The 22,635-nt window shown below is 44.6% G+C and carries 24 protein-coding genes; 7 read left to right on the top strand and 17 right to left on the bottom strand.

Translation table 11 applies throughout. The annotated features are described in order from the left end of the window. Window positions 1-35: 35 nt before the first annotated feature. From MY9_RS01690 to MY9_RS01675, 4 genes are read right to left on the bottom strand one after another with little or no spacing between them, the layout of a single operon-like run. On the bottom strand, window positions 36-809 hold the full coding sequence (locus tag MY9_RS01690; RefSeq protein WP_014662678.1) for a TerC family protein: 774 nt from the start codon (window positions 807-809) through the stop codon (window positions 36-38). Between the two features lie 51 nt (window positions 810-860). Then, the gene (locus MY9_RS01685) at window positions 861-1,439 is read right to left on the bottom strand and encodes a TerD family protein (protein WP_014662677.1); all 579 of its coding nucleotides are present in this window, start codon (window positions 1,437-1,439) and stop codon (window positions 861-863) included. A 34-nt stretch (window positions 1,440-1,473) separates the two neighbouring features. Continuing rightward, window positions 1,474-2,055, bottom strand: coding sequence for a TerD family protein (locus MY9_RS01680; RefSeq protein ID WP_014475718.1), 582 nt, complete (start codon window positions 2,053-2,055; stop codon window positions 1,474-1,476). A gap of 21 nt (window positions 2,056-2,076) precedes the next feature. Next, entirely contained in the window at window positions 2,077-2,676 is a 600-nt protein-coding gene (locus MY9_RS01675; RefSeq protein ID WP_014662676.1) for a TerD family protein, read from the bottom strand. Between the two features lie 283 nt (window positions 2,677-2,959). Between MY9_RS01675 and MY9_RS01670 the strand changes: the two genes are divergently transcribed. Then, on the top strand, window positions 2,960-3,955 hold the full coding sequence (locus MY9_RS01670) for an LLM class flavin-dependent oxidoreductase (RefSeq protein ID WP_014662675.1): 996 nt from the start codon (window positions 2,960-2,962) through the stop codon (window positions 3,953-3,955). A 36-nt stretch (window positions 3,956-3,991) separates the two neighbouring features. Here the strand turns inward: MY9_RS01670 and znuB are convergent, their stop codons facing one another. From znuB to rapJ, 6 genes are all read right to left on the bottom strand, one after another. After that, window positions 3,992-4,834: a zinc ABC transporter permease ZnuB gene (gene znuB, locus MY9_RS01665; protein ID WP_014662674.1), complete on the bottom strand. Its 843-nt coding sequence runs from the start codon at window positions 4,832-4,834 to the stop codon at window positions 3,992-3,994. Then, window positions 4,792-5,487, bottom strand: coding sequence for a zinc ABC transporter ATP-binding protein ZnuC (gene znuC, locus MY9_RS01660; protein ID WP_014475714.1), 696 nt, complete (start codon window positions 5,485-5,487; stop codon window positions 4,792-4,794). The genes znuB and znuC overlap by 43 nt, the downstream gene beginning before the upstream one ends. A 55-nt stretch (window positions 5,488-5,542) precedes the next feature. Beyond that, window positions 5,543-6,502 (bottom strand): metal ABC transporter substrate-binding protein, encoded by a 960-nt coding sequence (locus MY9_RS01655; RefSeq protein ID WP_014662673.1) that lies wholly within the window; start codon window positions 6,500-6,502, stop codon window positions 5,543-5,545. Window positions 6,503-6,687: 185 nt separating this feature from the next. Continuing rightward, window positions 6,688-8,376 (bottom strand): glycoside hydrolase family 13 protein, encoded by a 1,689-nt coding sequence (locus MY9_RS01650; protein WP_014662672.1) that lies wholly within the window; start codon window positions 8,374-8,376, stop codon window positions 6,688-6,690. 26 nt (window positions 8,377-8,402) lie between these two features. Continuing rightward, the gene (locus tag MY9_RS01645; RefSeq protein ID WP_014662671.1) at window positions 8,403-9,179 is read right to left on the bottom strand and encodes an SDR family oxidoreductase; all 777 of its coding nucleotides are present in this window, start codon (window positions 9,177-9,179) and stop codon (window positions 8,403-8,405) included. Between the two features lie 107 nt (window positions 9,180-9,286). Continuing rightward, window positions 9,287-10,408: a response regulator aspartate phosphatase RapJ gene (gene rapJ, locus MY9_RS01640; RefSeq protein WP_014662670.1), complete on the bottom strand. Its 1,122-nt coding sequence runs from the start codon at window positions 10,406-10,408 to the stop codon at window positions 9,287-9,289. Between the two features lie 122 nt (window positions 10,409-10,530). Here rapJ and cwlK point away from each other — a divergent pair, with 122 nt between their 5' ends. After that, entirely contained in the window at window positions 10,531-11,034 is a 504-nt protein-coding gene (gene cwlK / locus MY9_RS01635) for a peptidoglycan L-alanyl-D-glutamate endopeptidase CwlK (RefSeq protein WP_014662669.1), read from the top strand. Between the two features lie 7 nt (window positions 11,035-11,041). Here the strand turns inward: cwlK and MY9_RS01630 are convergent, their stop codons facing one another. Together MY9_RS01630 and MY9_RS01625 are read right to left on the bottom strand one after the other, a co-directional pair. Further along, window positions 11,042-12,403, bottom strand: a complete 1,362-nt coding sequence (locus tag MY9_RS01630) for a YcdB/YcdC domain-containing protein (protein ID WP_014662668.1) — start codon at window positions 12,401-12,403, stop codon at window positions 11,042-11,044. A gap of 185 nt (window positions 12,404-12,588) precedes the next feature. After that, a complete protein-coding gene (locus MY9_RS01625) occupies window positions 12,589-14,007 on the bottom strand; it encodes a YcdB/YcdC domain-containing protein (RefSeq protein WP_014662666.1) in 1,419 nt (472 codons plus the stop codon). A gap of 173 nt (window positions 14,008-14,180) precedes the next feature. On the opposite strand from MY9_RS01625, the gene MY9_RS21475 reads away from it, so the two are divergent. Together MY9_RS21475 and MY9_RS01620 are read left to right on the top strand one after the other, a co-directional pair. Continuing rightward, complete coding sequence (locus MY9_RS21475; RefSeq protein ID WP_134976045.1) at window positions 14,181-14,312, top strand: hypothetical protein; 132 nt, start codon at window positions 14,181-14,183, stop codon at window positions 14,310-14,312. Between the two features lie 22 nt (window positions 14,313-14,334). Then, a complete protein-coding gene (locus MY9_RS01620) occupies window positions 14,335-15,399 on the top strand; it encodes a DUF4352 domain-containing protein (RefSeq protein WP_014662665.1) in 1,065 nt (354 codons plus the stop codon). Between the two features lie 39 nt (window positions 15,400-15,438). Here MY9_RS01620 and MY9_RS01615 read toward each other — a convergent pair whose 3' ends face one another. From MY9_RS01615 to natA, 3 genes are all read right to left on the bottom strand, one after another. Then, complete coding sequence (locus tag MY9_RS01615) at window positions 15,439-16,371, bottom strand: aldo/keto reductase (RefSeq protein ID WP_014662664.1); 933 nt, start codon at window positions 16,369-16,371, stop codon at window positions 15,439-15,441. A gap of 136 nt (window positions 16,372-16,507) precedes the next feature. Further along, a complete protein-coding gene (natB, locus tag MY9_RS01610; RefSeq protein ID WP_014662663.1) occupies window positions 16,508-17,668 on the bottom strand; it encodes a sodium ABC transporter permease NatB in 1,161 nt (386 codons plus the stop codon). Next, window positions 17,669-18,409: a sodium ABC transporter ATP-binding protein NatA gene (gene natA, locus MY9_RS01605; RefSeq protein ID WP_014662662.1), complete on the bottom strand. Its 741-nt coding sequence runs from the start codon at window positions 18,407-18,409 to the stop codon at window positions 17,669-17,671. Window positions 18,410-18,551: 142 nt separating this feature from the next. Between natA and natR the strand changes: the two genes are divergently transcribed. After that, on the top strand, window positions 18,552-19,253 hold the full coding sequence (gene natR, locus MY9_RS01600) for a two-component system response regulator NatR (RefSeq protein ID WP_014662661.1): 702 nt from the start codon (window positions 18,552-18,554) through the stop codon (window positions 19,251-19,253). Window positions 19,254-19,265: 12 nt separating this feature from the next. Then, entirely contained in the window at window positions 19,266-20,222 is a 957-nt protein-coding gene (locus MY9_RS01595; protein WP_014662660.1) for a sensor histidine kinase, read from the top strand. A gap of 39 nt (window positions 20,223-20,261) precedes the next feature. Here the strand turns inward: MY9_RS01595 and MY9_RS01590 are convergent, their stop codons facing one another. Next, complete coding sequence (locus MY9_RS01590; protein ID WP_014662659.1) at window positions 20,262-21,338, bottom strand: helix-turn-helix domain-containing protein; 1,077 nt, start codon at window positions 21,336-21,338, stop codon at window positions 20,262-20,264. Between the two features lie 234 nt (window positions 21,339-21,572). On the opposite strand from MY9_RS01590, the gene MY9_RS01585 reads away from it, so the two are divergent. Beyond that, window positions 21,573-21,956 carry an RDD family protein gene (locus MY9_RS01585; protein WP_014662658.1) on the top strand — a complete coding sequence of 128 codons (384 nt, stop codon included), beginning with the start codon at window positions 21,573-21,575 and terminating at the stop codon, window positions 21,954-21,956. 37 nt (window positions 21,957-21,993) lie between these two features. On the opposite strand, the gene lipA is transcribed toward MY9_RS01585, so the two are convergent. Beyond that, window positions 21,994-22,632, bottom strand: a complete 639-nt coding sequence (gene lipA, locus MY9_RS01580; protein WP_014662657.1) for a lipase LipA — start codon at window positions 22,630-22,632, stop codon at window positions 21,994-21,996. Window positions 22,633-22,635: the final 3 nt, after the last annotated feature.

Raw genomic sequence — 22,635 nt, 5'->3', positions numbered from 1 at the left:
AAGGAAGGACATTGAACCTCCCTCCTTGTTTTGTTTTATTCTTCTTTTGAAGCGGCTGTTTGTTCACGCACCTGCTTTTGTTTGTTGATGTAGTGAATGATCAATGTTACCGCAAATGCAGCGATAATGATGATGAAGAATACAGAGTGCGGCATTTCGTAATGGAAAGCGCTCCCCGCCATTTTGAGCGCGATAATGCCGATCAACACGAATGCTGTGTTTTCCAGCTCAGGAATTTTATCAATCAGCACAAGGAACACTTTTGCCACTGTACGCATCATTAAAATACCAAGCATACCGCCGATCAGAAGCACCCATACTTTTTCAGATACCGCAAACGCGGCCAGGATGCTGTCCACAGAGAAGGCAAGATCCATTAATTCTACTGAAACGACAGTCGCCCAGAAGATCCCGAACGTGCGGACCATCCAAGAGTTTTTCTTCATGCCGTCCGCTTCTTCTTCTTTTTCGCCTATCCAGAAGTGCTTAATGACGAGCCAAGCCAGGTAAAGCGCGCCAAGCACCTTGATCCACCAGAATTTAATGAGGAGCATACCGAGCCCGATGAAAATAAACCTGAAAATATAAGCTCCAAACAAACCATACGTTAACGCTTTTTTACGCTGTTTTTCCGGCAGGTGTTTGACCATGACCGCAAGAACAAGCGCGTTATCGGCCGATAAAAGGCCTTCCAGAACAACAAGGGAACCGATCAGACCCCAGGAAACAGGATCAGTCAGAACTTCCCCCCACATTTTCCAATCGAAAAATGAAGCATACGTAGACATGATATGATGTAAAAAGTCCAAGTTTTTTCCTCCTATTAATTTGAAACGGTGACTTCTCTATTTGTCACTCGTTTACACTTGCAAACCATAATTCCGGCACAATGCAGCCAGCCCGCCGGAAAAACCGCTGCCGATCGCATTGAATTTCCACTCGCCGCCGTGTCTGTATAGCTCACAAACGACAACAGCTGTTTCTATGGAGAAGTCTTCTCCCAAATCGAAGCGAATAAGCTCATTCTGCGTCTCTTCGTCCACAACACGCACAAACGCATTGGAAACTTGTCCGAAGTTTTGGCTGCGTGCTTCAGCATCGTGAATGGTCACTGTGATGCCGATTTTCTCAATGTGAGCAGGAATTTTTGAGAAATCCACGATAATCTGCTCATCATCTCCGTCGCCTTCACCCGTACGGTTGTCACCCGTATGGATGACACCGCCGCTCGGGTGTTCAAGGTTATTATAGAAGACGAAATCGAGATCATTTACGCAGTTATCATGCGCATCAACTAAAAAGGCCGAAGCATCCAGGTCAAAATCGTGTCCGCCGGAGTACTTGTTTGTATCCCAGCCTAAACCGATCACCGCTTTTGTCAGTCCCGGATTTGTTTTTGTTAAATCAATGCGCTGTCCTTTTGATAATTGAATGGCCATACTGCCTCTCTCCTTTCTGCTCTTCGTATTTTTCTTAACCGACTTGCAAACCGTAGTCTGTTGCAATGCGGGCAAGGCCGCCTTGGTAGCCTGAGCCGATTGCGGAGAATTTCCACTCGCCGTTATGTCTGTAAAGCTCCCCTGCAATGATTGCCGTTTCAATAGAGAAATCTTCTGCAAGATCGTAACGGATGAGCTCTTCATTTGTTTCTTCATTTACGATGCGGACGAACGCGTTTGAAACTTGTCCAAAGTTTTGGCTGCGCGCTTCTGCTTCGTGAATGGTAATAACAAATGAGATTTTATCAATGTTTGCCGGTACAGCGCTGAGATTTACTTTTACATTCTCATCGTCGCCTTCGCCAGCACCAGTCAGGTTGTCGCCTGAATGAACGACTGAACCGTTGCCGCCTTCAAGTTGGTTATAGAAAATAAAGTCGTTTGGTGACGCGCATTTGCCTGCAGCGTCTAACAGAAACACACTTGAGTCAAGATCAAAGTCGTGTCCGCCGTCATACTTGTTCGTATCCCAGCCCAAACCGACAACAACCTTTGAAAGACCCGGATTTGTTTTTGTTAAATCTACTTTTTGTCCTTTTGCCAATGAAATTGTCATGTTTCATCCACTCCTTTTCTTTTATACGTATCGGCTGATAATATCTTCTAATCTCGTATCGTTCGTGCCTTCACCAATCGCCGCAAACTTCCACTCACTGCCGCTGCGGTAGATTTCTGCTGTAATCAGGCTTGTTCTGCCGGCATAATTGTCTCTCAAATTGTATTTGAGCATTTCTTCATGATTAGATTGATCAACTACGCGAATAAACGCATTTTGAATCATGCCGAAATCTTGTTTTCTTCTGACACAATCGTAAATGTTCACTACAAATACAAGCTTATCGATGTTTCCAGGCACTTTATCTAAATCTATCATAATTTGCTCGTCATCGCCCGCACCGTCACCCGTCAGGTTGTCGCCTGTATGCTGTACACCGCCGCAGCGGCTTTTCAGGTTGCCGAAATAAATCAGATTTTTCTTTTCGGTGAATTTTCCGTTTTCCAACATCAGCACTGAAGCGTCACAGTCGATATTCGGACCGCCTCCGCCAAGCAGTTTGCTGAAGAATCCTCCGCCTGAGGACACTGGGTCCCAGCCGAGACCGACCATCAATTTTGACAGACCGGCTTTTCCTTTTGTTAAATCAATTCGTTGACCTTTTTCTAAAGAAATTGCCACACGATTCACTCCTACTCATCAAAATGTGAAGATAGTCACATTTATTTTTACGCTCACAAGGAAAATAAGCCGTAAATTACTAATATATACGTTTGTTATTATATCAAAGTTTCGTAAAAGTTAAGAATAATTGACGAAAAACCTCGAAAAAAAACTTCCATATTTGATATATGATTTGCAAATGCTATAAAATGCACTTCTTAAACAAACCATTTGACGTGAGCGAGTCATTTTGCCTATTCTTGTGTCACATTGTAAAAACAGACAGAAAGGAAGCGGCCATTTGATTCATGTAAGCATACTTGATCAGGCACCTGTTTCTAAAGGAGAAAGCCCTGTGACAACTCTTCAGCATTCGGTTGAGCTTGCTCAATTAAGCGAACAGTGGGGCTATAAGCGTTATTGGTTTGCCGAGCACCACAGCACGAAAGGACTGGCAAGCACAGCGCCTGAAATCATGATCGCCCGCATCGCAGCACAGACAAACACGATTCGTGTCGGATCAGGCGGCGTGCTCCTGCCTCAATACAGCCCGTTTAAGGTGGCTGAAACCTTTCGACAGCTTGAAGCCCTTTACCCAAACCGGATTGACCTTGGCGTCGGCCGTTCCCCCGGAGGCACGACAAAAACCCGGCTTGCGCTAACAGACGGGGTGAAAAGAAGCTTAACCGAATTTAACAGACAGCTGCAGGATGTCTCTTATTTTCTCACAGATTCCCTTCCTCCCGACCATCCGTATGCCGGAATCAAAGCGGCGCCCCTGATTGATACTGCACCAGAGCTATGGGTGCTCGGTCTTGGCGAAAACAGTGCAAGACGTGCAGCGCACCAGGGGATTGGATATGTATTTGGGCATTTCATTAATCCAGAACGAGGAGAAAATGCGTTCCGCATCTACCGAGAAAGCTTTCGGCCCTCAGCCCATTTCTCAAATCCGGCCGCCCTTTTTACGATTTTTGTCATTTGCGCAAAATCAGATGAAGAGGCAGAGGAACTCGCATTAAGCCAGGATTTATGGCTTCTTCACGTCGGAAAAGGCTTGGACAGCCGCGTGCCGAGCATCGAGGAAGCGAAAGCGCATCCCTACACTGAGTCCGATAAAAAACTCATTGCAGAAAACAGAAAGCGGATGGTAGTCGGTTCTCCAAGCACTGTCAAACAGCAGCTGTTAGACCTCACAGACCGCTATGAAACAAATGAAATCATGGCTCTGTGCAATGTGTTTGATTTTGAGGCGAAAAAAGAATCTTATGAGCGCCTTGCCGGATTGTTTCTATAAAAAAAGCAGTTTCCCCTGGGGAAACTGCTTTTTTTGTTATTGGCGCCCTTTTTTGCGCTGTGCTTCTTTTTTGATAAACATCCAAACTCCCTGAACTGCAAATCCGAGCAAAAGCAGAACGATCAATAGCAGGGTAATTGACGGCCCTGGCGGCGTCCCGAGCTGATAGGATGATGTCAGTCCCGCAAATACGCTGAATAACGAAATGAGTATAGCTGTAATGAAGACCATGTTAAAGCCTTTTGCAATTCTAATGGCGAATGCTGCCGGCAATACGAGCAGGGCTGATACAAGAAGGACCCCGATGATCGGTATAATGACTGAAATCGCAAGACCTGTGACAATACTGAATGACAACGAGAGAACGTTTGTATTGATTCCCGATGTTTTGGCTGTTGCTTCATCAAACGTCAGCAGGTAGAGCGGCCTTCTCAATACGATAAAGTAAAGCAGGATCAGCAGTGTGATAATACCGATAATATAGACCTGCTGCTGGTTGACTGTCACAAGCGATCCAAATAGGTATTGATCGATGCTCATATTGGCTGTGCCTTTGGAAAGGCTGATTAAAAACATCGCGAAGGACAAACCTGCTGCCATTAAGATGGCAATGGACACTTCTGAATAAGTCCGATACGCCCGCCGCATGTATTCAATTCCGATCGCGCCGATGGTCACGACGACTATGCTCGCTGCGGTAATATTGGTGCTGAGAAAAAAGCCGATGGCCACACCTGACAACGAGATATGTGAAAGTGTGTCAGCCATTAAGGCCTGTCTTCTGAGAACGAGATACACTCCCAGTATCGGAGCCATGATGGCAATCATGCCGCCTGCTAGAAAAGCTCGTCGCATGAATTCCAAGTCAAACATTTCCATCCGCCTTTTTCTCCTCTCTCTAACCGAATCACTTTATCTAAAAATTGCTGTACTTCGTTTTGTTCGTGAGTAACCATCACAACTGTGCGGTTGTGATTTTTCACGAGGTGATGCATAAATTCGTAAAATCCTTTTCTGCTGTCGTAGTCAACTGCAGTTGTCGGTTCGTCCAGCATCAGGAGATCCGGGTTGCTGGCGAGCATTCTGGCGATACAGATTTTCTGCTTCTGTCCGCCTGATAAATCACCGATTTTGCGATGGCGGAGCTCCCACATTTCCACCATTTTCAGTGCTTTTTCTACTTCAAGATGATCTTCTTCATTTAAACGTTTAAACCATTTCCCTTTTGTGTATCGGCCTGACTGAACAAGCTCCAGCACCGTGCTCGGAAAGCCGGCGTTAAATGAAGAAATTTGCTGCGGGACGTACCCAATGGTCAGGCGTTTCCCTTCTGTGTTTCTTTTACTGATCGTCACTGTGCCTTCCCACGGTTTCAGCATGCCGAGCATTACTTTTATGAGCGTCGATTTAGAGGCCCCGTTTGGTCCAGTGATGCCGACGAACTCACCGCTTTCAATATCAAGTGATACTTTATCTAAAACAGGCGTATGGGAATAGCCGAAAACGATATCTTTCAATGAGACGAGATTCATGTTAATCTTCCTTTCTCACAAAGAAATAGTGTGCACCCCTTCGGCGCACACTATCTTATGATTTAACCAATAGTGAATCTTTCAGGGCATCGAGGTTTTGTTTCATAATGTCGATATACCCTAAACCTTTATCCTGTTCTTCTTTGCTTAAGCCTTCCAGTGTATTCAGCACTTCTGTCTTCGCGCCGATTTCACTGGCGAGCGTATCTGCGACCTTTGAGGATGCAATTTCTTCAAAGTAAATGACTTTTACATTATGTTCTTTGGCATATGTTTTCAGCTTTGCCAAGCTGGCTGCGCTCGGCTCTTGGTCAGGAGAAAGCCCTGCAATCGGAACCTGCGTCAGGCCATATTCTTTTGCGAGATAGCCAAAAGCAGTATGCTGCGTGATAAATTCTTTTTTCTCCGCTTTTTTTGCGGTTGTACGATATAGTTTATCAAGATCCTGCAGTTTTGCAATATATTCTTTACTATTTTTCTCATAGTATTCTTTGTTATCCGGGTCTTGCTTTACGATTTGCGCCGTAATATTTTTAACTTCCTTTTGCGCCAGAACAGGGCTTAGCCATACGTGAGGGTCCATTGCATGACTGTGCTCATGCTCCCCATGATCGTGGTCTTCGTGTTCATCTTCAGAGCCTTCCATTAAATCAATGCCTTTGCTTGCGTTAACGAAAGCGGCGTGGCCTTGGCCCATGCTTTTTTCAGCTGACGGAACCCATGTCTCCATGTATTCACTATTATAAACGAACAGATCAGCATCCTGAATATTGGCAATGTCTTTCGGCGTCGGTTCCCAATCATGCGGTTCAACGGAAGATGGGATTAACAGATCCACATCGCCTTTGTCTTTTACAATTTGTTTTGTGAATTCATACATCGGATAAAACGTTGTGACAACGTGCAGTTTATCACCCTTTGAATCCGCCGACCCTTTTGTTGATGAGTTGCCGCATGCTGCAACCAATAAAAAGCACGCTGCAATCACAAACAAACCGCTCCATTTTTTAAACATATCGTATATCCCCTCTTTTTCAGTAGCTTTAAATCAAAATGATAACGATTTTGTAATCCTATATCATAATAAACCGAAGTCATTACGTTTTGCAAGAATAAATTTCATTTTCTTTTTATTCTTCCCGCCTGCAGAGCGAATATATGTACTAAAAAAACCCGGCTGAATGCCGGGCTGCTAAATCATTAGGTTGTTTTGTCCAGAAGGTACACCCTGCTTTCATAAGGCTGGAACACCATTTCGTCAGCAAGGTCGCCGTTGTTGTTATAGTTGCTGAGAAGCAGAGATGCCTGAGCTTTGCAGCAGTTCTTAGGCCATGGGAAAACAGCCTGCTCTTTTGAAAAATTATTGACTGACAAAAGCTGCTGGTTACCGTTTCCTCTCATATATACAAACAACTGCGGATCGTCCGGAAGCAAAAGATCATAGCTTCCTTTTATAAGGTCAGCATACCGCTTTCTCAGTCTGATCAGCTTTTTGTAATAGAGTAAGACCGAATCGGGGTCTCTCAGCGCTTCCTCCACATTGATGGAGGTGAAGTTCGGGTTGACCTTCAGCCATGGCATGCCATCAGTAAATCCGGCATGTTTGCCGCTGTTCCACTGCATCGGGGTCCGAGCATGATCCCGGCTTTTGGCTAAGATTGATCTCATTACATCCTCTGGATCATAGCCTTTTTCAAATACCCGTTTATGATACATATTGATCGTTTGGATATCTTTGTAGTCCTCAATCTGGGTGAACGGCGCGTTTGTCATCCCGATTTCTTCTCCCTGATAAATGTACGGCGTGCCCTTCATGAAATAAAGTACGGTAGCCAGCATTTTCGCAGATGCTTTGCGGTATTTCCCATCGTCCCCGAATCTGGATACAATCCGGGGCTGGTCGTGGTTGCACCAATATAATGTATTCCAGCCTTGATGTTCAAGCTTTTTTTGCCATTTTGTCAAAACCGATTTTAAATCAGAAAGCTCAAGGGGCTTTACATCCCAATGTTCTTTTCCGGGCTGCTGGTCAAGCTCCATATGCTGAAAGTGAAAAATCATATTCAGCTCATGCTTATCTGTTCCTGTATATTTTAGGCCTTCTTCCGGCGTGACATTGCCGACTTCTCCGACAGACATGACATCATATTGAGAAAACACTTCATCTGTCATTTCTTTCAAATAGTCATGGATTCGATCGCCATTTGGCTGAAAGGGCTTCGGCTCTGCCTGCTGATTGATATAGTCCTCATACGAAGGAAGATATTCTTTCTTAGAAATGAGGTGGAGCTGATCAATGCGCAAGCCATCGACCCCTTTATCGAGCCAAAACTTCATCATGTCATACACCGCTTGGCGAACTTCGGGATTTTCCCAGTTTAAATCAGCTTGTTTGACGGCGTTCATATGGAGATAATATTCTCCGGTATGCTCCTCGTATTGCCAGACCGGACAGCCATAGTTTGAGAGCCAGTCCGTCGGCGGGCCGTTCTTTGTGCCGGGACGCCAGTAATAATAGCTGCGGTATTTGCTGTTTTTGTCCAGCTCCGCTTCTTTAAACCACGGATGCTCGACCGAGGTGTGATTTAACACAAAGTCCATCACCAGCTTTAATCCCCGCTGATGCACCTGGTCCAGCAGCTCGTGAAAATCGTCCATTGTTCCGTATGAATCCATGATTGCCCTATGGTCTGTCACATCATAGCCGTAATCAACATTCGGAGAAGGATAGATTGGGCAAACCCAAATCACATCCGCCCCGAGCTCCTTTATGTAGTCAAGACGGGAAATAATCCCCCGCAAGTCCCCAATTCCGTCTCCATTGCTGTCTTGAAAGCTTCTCGGATAAATCTGGTACACCACCGCATCCTTCCACCAGTCTGTGTTCATCCCGCAATCCCCCTGTATTTGATGTTCTATTCAAGCTGAGACGGATAAAGTGTCATTCCGCCGTCGACGAAAAGTGTAGTCCCGGTCACATAGCTTGCTTCCTCAGATACGAGCCAAGCAGCTGCTGCCGCCACCTCTTCCGGTTTTCCGAAGGCTTTCATCGGGATTTTTTTCAATTGCTTTTGCCTGCTCTCTTCCTTTTTCGTATCAACATTTGATTCTGTGGCAATGGTGCCTGGCGCTATCGCATTGACGCGGATTCCCTTATCCGCATAATTGAGCGCCAGCGTTTCCGTCATCATCTTGATGCCGCCTTTGGATGTGGAATACTGAACATTGACTGGGCGCGGAATCTGCTGATGAACACTTGAGATATTCAGCACATTGCCCTTGATATTGTTTTTCATCATGTGGTTAAGTGCCGCTTTCGCTCCCATAAAGGTTCCAGTGACATTGACATCAATCACTCTCTGCCAATCTTCAATACTCATCTCGTGCGGCATCGCCTCAACGCCGTTAAAACCGGAGTTGTTTACCATCACATCGAGCGTTCCGAAATGCTCTAAAGCGGTGTCCAAGAGCGCCTGAATCCCTTCTTCTTTGGACACATCCGCCTCAACTGCAACGGCTTTCCCTCCGTTCTGCTTAATGATGTCCACAGTTTCATCGGCTCCAGACGGGTCGCTGTGATAGTTTACAACAACATTCATTTTCTCCTGTCCGAACCGTTCCGCAATGGCTTTCCCGATTCCTTTTGAAGACCCTGTCACAATCGCTGTTTTTCCAGTTAACTCTTTATACATACATGATATCCTCCTCTGATTTCTCACTATGCAGTGGAAAATACCCTGTTTTTCCGAGTTGAAAACAGCACAAAAAAAGCAGAGAACCTGTAGTTCTCTGCTTTTTTCTATTGAAAGCGCTGCTCGGCTAGCTTCTTTTTAATATTCATCAGCCTGCGGTAAAAGAAAGCGGCGGACTCGTAATGTTCCACCTGATTGAAACGTTCCGCTGTATCATGCAGCAGATCTTCGGCGTCGGCAAGAAGCTGCCTGGATTCCAGCAGGTCAAAGCATTCTGTAAGCACGGTCCGGTCGCCGCTTCCAAGATACAGCTCATGAATGAGGCGGAATTTCGTCAAGTACATGTCATCTTTCCATTCAGCCGCGCTCTTTATCCCGCGTTCATATGTCGCTACTGCTTTGTCGTATTTTTCTTCTTTACAGTACATATGAGTCAGTGAAAATACAGCTTGAACAGCCTGCTGAAAGTTGTGCTCCTCAAAAATAGCGGCGGCTGTTTTGAAATAGCCCTCCGCTTCTTTGTAATCGCCCAGGCTGTATTTACAGTGGCCGACATTATAATAGGCAGCGGCGATCATATACGTTTCTTCCAGCTGCCTGGCATGATCTAAGGCACTGCACAAGTGGGTCAGTGCTTTTTCATGATGATACACATCCGTCAAATTTCCGGCGATGATAAATTCACACTGCACGCGGCGGCGGCCGTACAGTTCATATTTCGTATAGATATCAAGCGCCTGGCTCGCATAGTTCATGGAAAAATACGTTTGTTTGATGTGGTAATACACTTCTGCAACCTTAAAAAGAAACTCAGCTTTTTCGATCTCATCCTCAACATACTCGAGCTTCTCCTCAGCATGTTTATAATGGTCAATCGCTAATATGAAATTTTTCTGCTTAAATTCGTACATTCCTCTGAAGTAATAAAAGTAGTATTCCAATAAGCCCGTGAGTTTTTGCTGATTGCTTTCAATTTCATTCAGCATATCAGAGAACGGAGGCTTGGTGTCGCTGTCTTTCACCGGCATCAGCTTATCAAGCATGATTCGGTGCCGGAATTCCATCAAAGAAAAATATAAAAGCAAGTCCTGGTTCTCTTCCATATCTTCTAAATCGTATTCAATCTCCTGCTTTAACGCTTCTGCTTGATCTGCTTCAAATGCGCGAATGAGCTTGTACCATTCATTTAGCTTTACTGCTACTTCTTCAGATGGAATCTTTGCTCTCATCAGTCTGCCTCCTTCCTCCTGCTACTATTTATGTTATATTTTATCATAGCTGTCCGCTTTTAGAGAGAGTCAATCACTTAAAAGCGTTAACATTCAGCACATCTTGAGAAAGTGAGACCGATATGAAGTTGGCCGCAAAAACATCTGTTATCTTATGTATTCTATTTTTTCTAAATCTTTGTGTTAGTTATATTCGGCATGAATGGCATTCTCAAAACGCCTTGCAGCACATGCCTGTCCCTTCGGATCTTCACCCGATTGTGAAGCAGAATGCCGATGCACTCAAAGCCGCTGCAGCGAATAAAGGCATTACCGTCGTTATTACTGAAGGATTCAGATCCTTTAAGGAACAAGACGAATTATATAAACAGGGACGTACAAAAAAAGGGAATATTGTCACCTATGCAAGAGGAGGGGAATCGTATCACAACTATGGTTTAGCGATTGATTTCGCCCTTCAAAAAAAGGATGGCAGCATCATATGGGATATGGAATATGACGGCAATCAAAATGGAAAATCGGATTGGCTGGAGGTTGTCGAGATCGCCAAGCAACTCGGTTTTGAATGGGGCGGGGATTGGAAACGATTCAAGGACTATCCCCACTTGGAGATGATTCCCAACTAGACATCCCTCACAGCCTTTTCTTTTTCCTTATGTGCGCATCAATATAGGAAGGGTAAACCGGCTTATAGACAAGTTTGCAGTGCTGGTCACTGCCTGCTGTAAAATCAGGCTGCCATTCCAGCTTCACATCAAAAGCGGCTAAAAACGCTTCTCTCGCTTCTTCAGCGGAAATATCCGGCCTGTGATTTATTGCTTCCAATTGTTCAGGTTCAATATCAGGCGCCATAAAAGCATCAATCAATCCCGTTTCCGGATTGACAATGATACGGGCGGCGCCGAACCGCAGCGGCACTCCTTTATACCAGACAGAAAAATGATTGCGGATTCTCCCTCTTTCATCAATTCGGACGGGATTCAATTTGAAAAACTCGGCTGCTCTCGGATAAAGAGCATACAAAAATTGAAGCGCTATTGTCTGGCATTCTTCCATTGAGCATTGGCGGTTGTTGCGCCGCTCAATAAAAGAAAGCGCTGCTTTTAATTTTCCGGTTCTTTTATCCGTCTTCATTTTGATTGTGTTTTTATTTCTCATTTCAAAATAGCTTCCTATGCTCAGATCCTTACGCTCCGGTGCAGTGCCCCTGCGCCACGTGCTTCCTATTTGTTCCCCAAAGTCTTTTTCACTGACTTTCTGCATATCAGGGGTAAGACCCAGCAAGGCAAATATATCGACTTCTTCGTTGTTCCGAAGCTGCGGCAATGGCGCCGCGTTTTCTATTCTTTCATCTCCGATATGCTGGTCGGGCACAATTTCGTCTATATCCGCGGGATAACTGTATCCCGGCAGAATCGGTTCATATACAAGCCTGGGTGCCTGATCGCCATCAATAACATCGTACATCAGCTGAAAAGACATTGTATTTAAGTAATGGGACACAACCTTCTCTTTCGCTACAAATTCTTTTGGAACTTCGGCTTTATGCCCTTCTCCGTAATATAAAAAATGGATGATCTGACCGCTGCGTGTCACATCAATTAAAAAGCCTGAATTAGGAAGCGGAAGCCCTAATTCCCTTTTGGTATACATAAAACGAATGTGCTGCCTCCGTTCTTCCTTGCCTTGAAAATGAAAATTCATAAATGTGCCGGGATGGTTAGCAGCGGCGAACTGAAGAGCCGTCAGCTTCAGCTCGGCGTCTGGAAGTTGTTTGTCTGTCTCGGAGCGGACGGATGTTGAAAAGGTGAGCAAAGCACCGTCATTTCCGAGTTCCACTGTAATGTGCTTTTCCGGATCTTCAGGGTCCCTCCAGATGAAGTATGCCCGCCCCTTCTTCTTTTGTTTTTGATCATAATCTTCTATCTCAAGCTCATAATGCGGCGGTACATTCCCGATCTCTTGCGCCTTCTTTTTCAGCTGTTTATTTACCAATGAAGTCATCCTTTCAAAGAGTCTACGACAAAGAGAATCCAGTTTATTATATAAAAGGACCTTTCTTCTTTTAAAGTGAAGAAAGGTCCTTTTCTATTATTATCATTGTTTTTTGACATTCCTCCTGTTACTTTCATCACATATCCCTTTATAAATCTAAGGCAATTGTGTGACTTTTAGCTGTTTTACCATGAGCTAAAGACAGGCTCTCCTGTATGGGCTTCGATAAAACGGGGATACACCGGCTGATAGACGAGCCGGTAGCTGTGTTCTTCATCATCCCCGTACTCTCTTTCCCAGCCAAGCTCAACTTTAAAATGCTGCCAAAAGATAGACTTGGCTTGTTCAACTGAAATGGCCGGAACGGGATCAATGGCTGCCAGCTCATTTGGATTAATATCCGGCCCCATATAAACGGTGATATCCCCTGTCTGGCGGCTGACGCAAATTCTGATCTGCCCAAATCGGAGCGGAACTCCGTGACAATGCGCTTCAAACGTAAAACCAGCGACTGCGTTCTCTTCTTCATCCTTTTCGTCGTATCTGATCCTAAAATATTGATCGGCATTTGGAAATAAAGCAAACAGAAAGCGCAGCGCGATTTTTTCGCACTCTGCCTCAGTTACTGTCAACGGCCCTTTTTTCTCCATAAATGACATGACGCCTTCGAGTTTTCCGGTTTCTTTGTGATAGATGGTTTTCAGCACTTGATGCGTCCGTCCCTTGAACCAACTGTACAAACTTTTATCCGCCGGCTGATACATAGGTTCATTCGGATTCCGCCAAACGATCCCGATTCTCCCATCGTCCAAATCCACTTCCCGTTCTTTGACAAATCCTTTTTCGATTCCAATCATGCTGACAGGATCGGCCTTTTCGTAAATCTCCTCGAATAAAGGGAGAGGAAAGCTCTCCGGCTCCCTGTAATCATCGTCATCATCAACTGCCTGTTCTTCTTGAACCAAATCCGCAGGTACGGTAATGGCCCTGCATTCAGGCTCATACACCAAATGCGGCTGATCATCTCCGTTTTCGTAAACAGAACGATGGAGAACTTCAAACAAAAGGTCAAACTCCACGTCCTTCTTGAAGAAGGCAAGTGCCTCTTCAACATCCGCTATCCGTTTTGGCTTGATGATGCTGCTCGCTTTGCCGTAATAGCGGAAGGAAACGATCTCACCTGATAAAGAAACATCAGCCATAAATCCGCTCATAGGGAGAGGAAGCCCGGCCTCCATTTGAACATATGAAAATCTCACTTTATCACAGGATGTACGGTCATTTTCTTCACGAACAAAGGCAGAGAGTGCTCCCGGATGATGGGTCTCTACAAATTGGCGCATGATATCCTCTAGTTTCTCCTCAGACAGCCTTTCTCCGCTTTCAGGCTCCATATCACGGGAAAGGGATTCCAGCTCCCCGCCCGGTCCAAGTTCCACGATAATGCCGATATTCTCATCCTGAGGATCTGTCCAACAAAAATGAGCTCTTTTGTCATCATCGTCAAAATCTTCAATTTCCAGTTTTAAGTGTGTCGGCACCCGGCCGATTTCCAGTGCTTTTTGTTTCAATTCCTCTTTCTTCACAAAGACAGCCCCTTTCATCCTTCATATGTCCCCTTCAACAGGTTAAAAAGTAATAGTCTAAAATACACATTTTTCTGAGTTTACCAGTTTTACCAGAACATTTTTCGCCAAAAATAGGATGATGAACCTATTCAATATAAAAGCTAATAATCTTAAAATTAATTCCGTTGTAACTTTTTATAGGTCCATTCATGACAAAGGAGGGCGGAGTTTCCAGAAAATCCGGTGAAAACCGTGAGAAAAGAACTGATTTTTTTGGTTATATGATGCTAATCCATTCAAAAAGATCCATTTCTCAAAGACAAAAGACTCCCCTTCCCTAAACCATTTGAGGAGGAAAAATGAATGTTTCAGAAAAAAACGTACGCTGTTTTCCTAATTCTTCTGCTGATGATGTTTACAGCTGCTTGTTCCGGCAGCAAAACAAGCGCGGATAAGAAAGAATCAGAAACAGAAAAAAGCTCAGATATAGCTCAAGTCAAAATCAAGGATGTTTCTTACACGCTTCCGTCTAAATATGATAAGTCCACTTCAGATGACCAGCTTGTGTTAAAAGTGAATGTCGCTGTGAAAAACACAGGAAAAGACCCGCTGAATGTAGACAGCATGGATTTCACTTTGTATCAAGGTGATACGAAAATGTCTGACACAGATCCTGAAGACTATAGTGAAAAGCTTCAAGGCAGCACGATTAACGCTGACAAATCCGTTGAAGGAAATCTGTTCTTCGTTGTAGATAAAGGCAAGCAATACGAGCTTAACTATACGCCGGAGTCTTACGGTGATAAAAAGCCAAAATCAGTTACTTTTAAAATTGACGGAAAAGACAAAAAAATCCTGGCGACGGCAGATAAGCTCCAAGATTCTGCAAAAGCGTTATCGGCTTATATTGATGTCCTTCTTTTCGGCAAAGATAACGCCGATTTCGAAAAAATCACCGGCGCTAACAAGAATGAAATTGTCAATGACTTCAACGAATCAGCCAAAGACGGTTATCTATCAGCTTCCGGCCTTTCCAGCACATATGCGGACAGCAAAGCGCTTGATAATATCGTAAACGGCATTAAAGAGGGATTAAGCAAAAACTCTTCCATTCAGGCAAAAACGACTTCAATCTCTAAGGACGAAGCCATTGTTGAAGCCACAGTGAAACCTGTAGATGCATCTTCTCTTTCAGACCGTATCGAAGACAAAGTGAAAGACTACTATAGCAAAAACTCTAATGCCAGCTATGAAGAAGCTGTGAAATACGCGCTTCAAGTCTATCCTGAGGAATTCAAAAAGCTTGGACCGGCTTCATCTGAAAAAACGGTTGAAGTGAAAATGAAGAAAAATGACATCGATCAATGGCAGCTTGATATGGACGATTACAGAGCAGCAGAATTAGTCGAAGCATTCATCAAAGAATAAAACACCAAAAGGAAATAGCCTTGACGGCTATTTCCTTTTTTATTTGAAAATGTCGCTGATGAAATTCACTTCATCCTCGGTCAGATCAACGTTTAAGGTTTTCAGGTTATCCTGTAATTGCTCAGGTCGTTTAGCTCCTGGAATAATGGCATCAATCGCTGGTCTCGTTAACAGCCACGCCAAAGCAACATGTGCTGTCTCGGCTTGTTTTTCCTCCGCTACCGCTTTCAGTTTATCTACTTTTTTGAGATTGTGGATAAACGTTTCACCCTGAAATTGCGGTTTATCCTTTCTGAAGTCATCAAAGACTGTGTCTTGCGAGAATTTTCCTGTCAGCAGTCCGGACGCAAGCGGAAAGTAAGGAATAAAAGAAATGCCGTGTTGTTCACAGTATGGAAGAAGCTCCTTCTCGGCATCACGCTGAATGAGAGAGTATTCGGCTTGGAAGACCTCCAAATAGCCGTCAGCATTACATTCCTGCAATTGCTGATAATTAAGGTTCGATGCGCCGATCGCTTTGATTTTCCCCTCATCCTTCAGCTCTTTCAAAGTGCCCGCCACTTCAGCGAGAGGCGTTTTTCCATCCGGAAAATGAACATAATACAAATCAATGTAATCTGTTTTCAGCCGCTTCAGGCTCTTTTCCACCTCACTGCGAAGAAACTCCCGGCTATTGTCTAATTCAATGCTGCCATTCACTTCTTTATGGGCACCTTTGGTGGCAATGATGAGCTCATTCCGTGCGCCGCGCTCCTGCACAACTTCGCCGATTAATTCTTCAGATCGCCCCAATCCATATATAAAGGCGGTGTCGATAAAGTTCACGCCGCCATCCAATGCCGTGCGCACTAAATCCTTCCCTATTTCATCATGTAGATTTGGAAATAGATTATGCCCGCCGACCGCATTCGCGCCGAGTCCGATCCGCTTCACCTTCAGCTTCGTTTTGCCGAGTGTACGTGTATGATCCATTGTTCCTTCTCCTTCGAAACCAATTTTGATGAAAAATAGTGCAGGTTCACTTTTTGTATTAGATATCCTTTTTCTATTTTCCTTCTTTTTTCAGGATATACAAAAAGGAGAAAGTGTATTTCTCCTTTTGCAAAGTTTATTTCGGAAGAACCCATTTGTCTTTCAGGAAGCAGGCTCTGGCCAGTAAAAAGAAAATGGCGATGAGCACGGCGATGGTTCCTGACGTGCACCAAATGGCAGCCGGGTCAACCATCCCGAATAAAAGCTGTTTGAATAACGCATGCAGGTTCAGAAACGGGATAAGAAAGTACGATAAATCAAATTGATTCGGTGCCTTGCTGAAGATGAAAAACATCGGGAACACAGGCAGAAAGACGACGAGAGACATATAGCTTTGCGCTTCCTTTACCGAGCTGGAAATGATGCTGATGAAAAGCTCCATCGCAGAGATCAGCAATGCAGAAAGCACGATGATTAAGGCTGAAGCGCCGATTACACTCCACATATGATCTCCCAGCTGGAGGGCCGTTTTTAAATTCTCAGTAAATAAGACGGTGGACAAAATCAAAAACACCAAAGCAAATACACCTGAAGCAACGCCAAAAGTAGAAACCGCAAGCCACTTGCCGACCAGCATTTTGTTTCTGCTGACTGGCGTCAATAACAGCGCCTCAATTGATTTCCGGTCCTTTTCCCCGGCCATGATATCAAGAGCGATCGGCATTGCGCCGGAAACAATGGAAGTCAGAATCAGCATGGGCAGGATGGCGGAAAGCATAATAGCGGAAACCCCTTTCTCCTCATCCGCTTCTTTTTGCTGAATCGTAAATGGCTGGATAACCGATTGATCAATGCGCTTATTTGTTAAACGTTCCTGCACAATTTCATTTTTATACTGATCTAAGGCAGATTGCACAAGCTGCATCGCATTTGACGACCCTTGATCGACTGAATTGCCGTAAACATCAATCTTAAATGGCGTCATGCTGTTGACATATGAGTCGAACTCTTTCGGGACGTTCAGATAGGCATCTGCTTTTCCTTCGTCAACCGCTTCTTTAGGCTCAGCAAACGTTTTTACGCTGATCTCGTCAATCGCATGAAGCTTACTTTCCAGTGCGGGCGGCAGAGAATGGCCGACAGCCAGCGTGTATTGCTCCTCTTTGTCGGACAGCATGCTTTCATAAAAGAATACAAGCCCAAGCATCATAATCATCGGGACTAAGATTGTGAGTAATATTGTTTTTCTGTCGCGCAAAGCGTCGATCATTTCTTTTTTATAAATATGGCTCAGCATTTAAGAAATCCCCCTGACAAGCTTAGACATAAAGATGTAATTCAAATCCTCACTGCGCTCGCTCTCGTATAGTGATTCAAGCGCCCCCCGGTAAATCACCTCTCCGCTGTGAATCATGATGACACTGTCACAGAGCGCCTGCACTTCCTCCATAATGTGGCTGGAAAAAAGAATGGTTTTCTGTTCTCTTTTCAGCTGCTGGATGAATTCGCGAAAGATATTGCTGGATGTAATATCAAGCCCTGTAGTCGGTTCATCAAATAAAATGATGTCCGGATCATGAATCAGCGCTCTGGCAATGGCGACCTTCTGCCTCATCCCTTTCGAAAACCCGCCCACTCTGCGGTTCATATAATCGCGCATGCCAAATCGTTTCGATAAATCTTCAATTCTTGCTTTGATCTCGTGGCGGTTCAGCCCATACAGCCTGCCGAAGTATTGGAGATTTTCTTTAGCGGTCATCCTGTCGTAAAGCCCGGTTTCTCCTCCGAATAAGACACCGATTCTTTTTTTGACCTCAGCCGGCTGCTTGACCGTGTCAAAGCCGTCTACCGTGATTGCCCCTTGTGACGGTTCAAGCAGGGCAGCAATCATTCTCAGCATCGTCGTTTTGCCCGCACCATTTTCTCCGAGAATGCCGACGACTTCTCCTTTTTGAATTGTTAAGCTTACATCTCGCACCGCTTTGACTACTTTTTTCTTATCCTGAAACCTGCGGCTGCAATCGGTCAGTGTAATCATGTCATAATCTCCCTTTTCTTTTTTCTAATAATGACTATATACGAAATGCTGGATTTGTTGGATAAAGTTGTCGCGAAGAGTTCTTTTTATGTCGCGAAATGGGATAGAATAAAGATGATTCTATGTAACTAGGAGAATGATAATGGTAAAAGTCGGACTTGTCGATGATTATCGAGTAGATTTAGAGAAGCTGGAAGCGATCGTATCCAGAATGCAAAATGTCGAAATTGTCTTTTCCACCGATTCAGCGGAGGAAGCCTACAGCCGGGTAAAGAATGAAGACATTGATCTGCTGCTTGCCGATATCGAGATGCCTCATATGTCTGGCTACGAGCTTGCGGATTTGATCAGATCCCATTCACTTGATGTGGATGTGATTTTTGTTACCGGCCACAGCGGTTATGCGGTTCACGCCTTTGACCTGAACGTCCACGATTATATTATGAAGCCTTACTATGCTGACCGTCTGGCCGCTTCCTTCGACCGTTATTTGAAAAAGAAAACGGAAACGAGTTTGAATGGGCGTATATTGATCAAGCAAAAATCTGAAATGCACGTCCTGCAAAAGAAGGATATTATTTTCGCAGAACGGACGGGACGTTCCACGACGATTGTGACAACCGCTGAAGAGGTGCAAACGTATCAAACATTAAATGATATTAAAGGCGACCTGCCCGAAAAGGATTTTCTCCGTTCGCATCGTTCCTTTATTATCAACATTCATTACATAAAGCACTTTTCCGCTTATACCAAGCATTCATTCACGGTTTCCTTTGAGGGAACGTCTAAAAAAGCGATGATCACCAAGCAGCAGCTTGATTATTTTCAAAACTACTATTTTTGAGGAGTTTAGTACGTGGTTACCCTTTTTAAAGGTCTTTATCTGATTTTATTTAGTTTCATATGTTATCAGGGGGCTGCTGCTCTTTGGCACAGTACAGCCGGCTCTTGGCTCGCCGCTGCTTTAGGTGCGGCGGCAGCAGGATTGTACCTATGGAAAACGAAGCTGGTGTGGGACCGCTGTTCCTTCCAGCTTTGTGCGTGGATTGCGGTGATTCAAGCGATGGCAGCGGCGGTAGTGCCGTTCAGCTCTGACATAATGCCGGCATTATTTGCGATCGTGATATTTGCAGGGTGTGAAGGGCTCCGTATCGGACAGTCTGCCCTGCAAGCAAGGCTTTCTGATCAAATTGATAAGCTGACACAAGCTGAACAGCACGCCAATCAAATGCTGATCGATGTCAGAAGCCGGAATCATGACACAATGAAACATATCACAGCAATCAAATCAGCTCAGCCCAAGGCAGATACACAAGCATATATTCAAAACTGGACGGATCAATACAGTCAATATGACCGTTTTTTGAAGGGAGAGAATGCGTACGTTGCAGGGGTGCTTTATGATTTTCTAGAAAAAGCCACCGCCTCAAATGTGAGTGTTTCACTTCATATGCATACACCGCTTTCTTCACTTCCATTTTCAGCTGCTGATCAGGTCAGCTTGGTCGGCAACATATTGGAAAATGCGCTCGACAGCGCGGCGGAGGCCCGAGAAAAAGCGGAGATTAAGCTGGAAACTTCGCTGCGAAGCGGGCTTTATGTACTGATTTGTGAAAACAGCACCCCCGGCATGGACCCTACGGTGCTCGATACTCTGTATCAATCGTTTGGCCGCTCAACAAAAGGCGGTGCTCATGAAGGCATGGGCACATATATCATTCAAAAACTGGTGAAGAGCGCTTTTGGCAGGCTGGATTTTACCTACCGCCACCCCGTCTTCCGGTTAGAAATCAAAATTCCGTTTCAGAAATAAAAAAACCTTGAAAAGCCTGGCTTTTCAAGGTTTTTTTCATTATGAGGATAACGCTTGGGCAAAGCGATCCGCCTCATCCTGCAGCGTGCTTTCAATTTCTTTGTAACGGCTGGAAATGGTTGATGCGCTGACGCCGTATTTTTTCGCCAGTTTAGCCTGGGAAACGGACGCGCCGTTAAGAGAAATCGCGTTCACATAATATTCAACTGCCGCCGCAAAAGCTTCCGGCTTTCTGATGACAGGTGATTTTTTCTCACAGAATGTTTTCCAAATCTCAATAACAGCCGGAATCAACTCAGTCGGATACTCATCCCCGCTCATGCCTTCTTCGATAGCCGCAGCGGTTTCTTTCTCCAAGTCGTTTGCCCACTCAACAGAGCTTTCCTCCGCTTTTTCTGCTTGCGGCTCTTCATCCTTTTCAGCTAACAGCGCGAACAGAACGCTGTTGAATTCCTGCTTCATGAAGTCCTCCGGCGTTTTGCCGTTCTTCACAGCGGCATCCGCATATTTCTTCACCTTGCTGATCAGCGCTTCTGTTCTCTTCACCGGGAAGATCGTGAACTGCATGAAGAATTCTGCTTTTTCGGCTTCATGGATTGGATATCCAAGAATCAGGCTTCCCACTGGAGGAAGGTCTTGATTGCTGGCGTCCATTTCCACTTCGAATTGTTTTGCCGTAATGACATCTTCAAAGTGAATGATGCCTTCTTTCAGATCCTTCAGCAACAATAAAGCTGGCGTCATGCTGTTCCATGATTCAACGATCTCACGCGTTTTCGGACGAGTGATCGAATCGCCTTTTTTCTGCAGGTACTCTTCGAAGATTGTCTTCTCACCGGCAAGCGGATGGAAGAAGATTCCCCAGATACCCAAGTTAAATACGCTGATGTCTTTCGTCTGTCTGTCCATAGCAGAAAGAAAATCATGCTGGTTGATAAAGCCTGAAATGCTTTCTCTATGTACTGTGAAGGCATACTCCACTAAGTCTTCCTGAATTTGTTTTGCTTCTTTTGCCGCTAACTCTGCCGGGAAGTCGACTACTTTACTTCCGCAGCATTTTTTATATTTCTTGCCGCTGCCGCACGGGCAAGGGGCATTTCGTTTCACTTTTCCCACAATAAACCCTCCGAATTCTGTTGTAACTTTTCTATTTTAACAAAAATAACTTCTGAGGGCTTGGTTTCGGGCTAAAAAAGAATTTGGTAATAGGATAAGCTGGTTGATCATGCCAATTTACCTATGACAATTTCATCAAATTTTGTGATTTAAGACTTATCACCTATTCCCACTTTAGACCCTTCTTTTTTACAATCATTAGGTATTTATTTAACATTTTAAGGAGTGTTTCTATTGGAACTAGCTGGTTTTATGCTGCGTGCCTGCGCTCTTGTACTTGATGTGGTCATTGCCGCAGCAGTGATTTTGGCAGCCGGATTTACGTTTGGCGACGGGTCCGCCGGTGTCATTATAGTCGCTATATTGATGCTGATTGTGTACCCGTTGCTGATGCCGCTGACAAAGTGGAAAGGGACACTGGGCAAAAAAATCATCGGACTGCAAATCGTAAGAGATGAAACACACGAGAAAATTTCTCTCCTACAGGCAATTGTCCGCTACATCATAGCGTGGGTGCACGTGTTCTCCCGCCTGATCTATTTGACTGCCGCATTTACGAAGAAAAAACAAACCGTTCATGATATGGCTGCAAAAACCATTGTGCTGAAAGCAGAATAACCTTGAAGAATAGCATTCTTCAAGGTTTTGTTTTTCATTAGTTCGTATTCTGGCCTCCGCCGTTCAGCCCTTCTTTGATCAGGCTGTTGACTTGGCTGTTCATCAATAAACCGATGTGTCCCACGCCATGAATTTGAACGTTTTTGGCACCATCTAATCTTGATAAGTAATTCATGACAATCATATCGGCACTGCTGTAAATAGATGTGTATAAAATCTTTTGATTTGGATCTGTTCCCGGAAGCGCCTTGCCTGTCGTCAAACGGTTCGCGCCGCCAAGCGTCACGACGTTTGCAACTTTATTTCCGCCGTCCAGATTTTTTATGTAGTAAAGTGTGTTCGCGCCCCCCATGCTGTGAGCGACAATATCCACTTTTTTCGCACCCGTTTCATCTAACACCTTTTGCACAAATCGTGATAATACCGGGCCATTGTTATAATTCGTGCCTGTCTTGTCCCAAAAATCAACCGCATACAGCTTGTCCCGTGACCAGCCTTGAGATACGAGATAGCTCTTAATTCCAGCAAAATTGAATGATGCTCCTCCAATACCGTGAACCATAACAACTGGGTTATGTTCAGCGGCTTTTGCTGACGGCTGCAACGCAAACAGCGATGTAACAGCCAGCATCAAAATTGTTACAACTGCAATGAACTTACTTTTTACAAATTTCATAAT

It is taken from the genome of Bacillus sp. JS (genome assembly GCF_000259365.1).
In the GTDB taxonomy this organism is placed as follows: domain Bacteria; phylum Bacillota; class Bacilli; order Bacillales; family Bacillaceae; genus Bacillus; species Bacillus stercoris.
Note: the sequence above shows the minus strand (reverse complement) of the source record. Positions and strands in the feature narration are given on the sequence as shown.

Excerpts from the sequence above, each read along its gene's own strand:
- MY9_RS01645 (WP_014662671.1), bottom strand. The coding sequence starts at position 9,179 with ATGTATAAAGAGTTAACTGGAAAAACAGCGATTGTGACAGGGTCTTCA.
- natR (WP_014662661.1), top strand. The coding sequence starts at position 18,552 with ATGGTAAAAGTCGGACTTGTCGATGATTATCGAGTAGATTTAGAGAAG.
- MY9_RS01680 (WP_014475718.1), bottom strand. The coding sequence starts at position 2,055 with ATGACAATTTCATTGGCAAAAGGACAAAAAGTAGATTTAACAAAAACA.
- MY9_RS01685 (WP_014662677.1), bottom strand. The coding sequence starts at position 1,439 with ATGGCCATTCAATTATCAAAAGGACAGCGCATTGATTTAACAAAAACA.
- MY9_RS21475 (WP_134976045.1), top strand. The coding sequence starts at position 14,181 with ATGACAAAGGAGGGCGGAGTTTCCAGAAAATCCGGTGAAAACCGTGAG.
- rapJ (WP_014662670.1), bottom strand. The coding sequence starts at position 10,408 with ATGAGAGCAAAGATTCCATCTGAAGAAGTAGCAGTAAAGCTAAATGAA.
- MY9_RS01615 (WP_014662664.1), bottom strand. The coding sequence starts at position 16,371 with ATGGATCATACACGTACACTCGGCAAAACGAAGCTGAAGGTGAAGCGG.
- MY9_RS01655 (WP_014662673.1), bottom strand. The coding sequence starts at position 6,502 with ATGTTTAAAAAATGGAGCGGTTTGTTTGTGATTGCAGCGTGCTTTTTA.
- natB (WP_014662663.1), bottom strand. The coding sequence starts at position 17,668 with ATGCTGAGCCATATTTATAAAAAAGAAATGATCGACGCTTTGCGCGAC.
- lipA (WP_014662657.1), bottom strand. The coding sequence starts at position 22,632 with ATGAAATTTGTAAAAAGTAAGTTCATTGCAGTTGTAACAATTTTGATG.
- znuB (WP_014662674.1), bottom strand. The coding sequence starts at position 4,834 with ATGGAAATGTTTGACTTGGAATTCATGCGACGAGCTTTTCTAGCAGGC.
- MY9_RS01625 (WP_014662666.1), bottom strand. The coding sequence starts at position 14,007 with ATGAAAGGGGCTGTCTTTGTGAAGAAAGAGGAATTGAAACAAAAAGCA.
- MY9_RS01650 (WP_014662672.1), bottom strand. The coding sequence starts at position 8,376 with ATGAACACAGACTGGTGGAAGGATGCGGTGGTGTACCAGATTTATCCG.
- znuC (WP_014475714.1), bottom strand. The coding sequence starts at position 5,487 with ATGAATCTCGTCTCATTGAAAGATATCGTTTTCGGCTATTCCCATACG.
- cwlK (WP_014662669.1), top strand. The coding sequence starts at position 10,531 with ATGAAGTTGGCCGCAAAAACATCTGTTATCTTATGTATTCTATTTTTT.
- natA (WP_014662662.1), bottom strand. The coding sequence starts at position 18,409 with ATGATTACACTGACCGATTGCAGCCGCAGGTTTCAGGATAAGAAAAAA.
- MY9_RS01620 (WP_014662665.1), top strand. The coding sequence starts at position 14,335 with ATGTTTCAGAAAAAAACGTACGCTGTTTTCCTAATTCTTCTGCTGATG.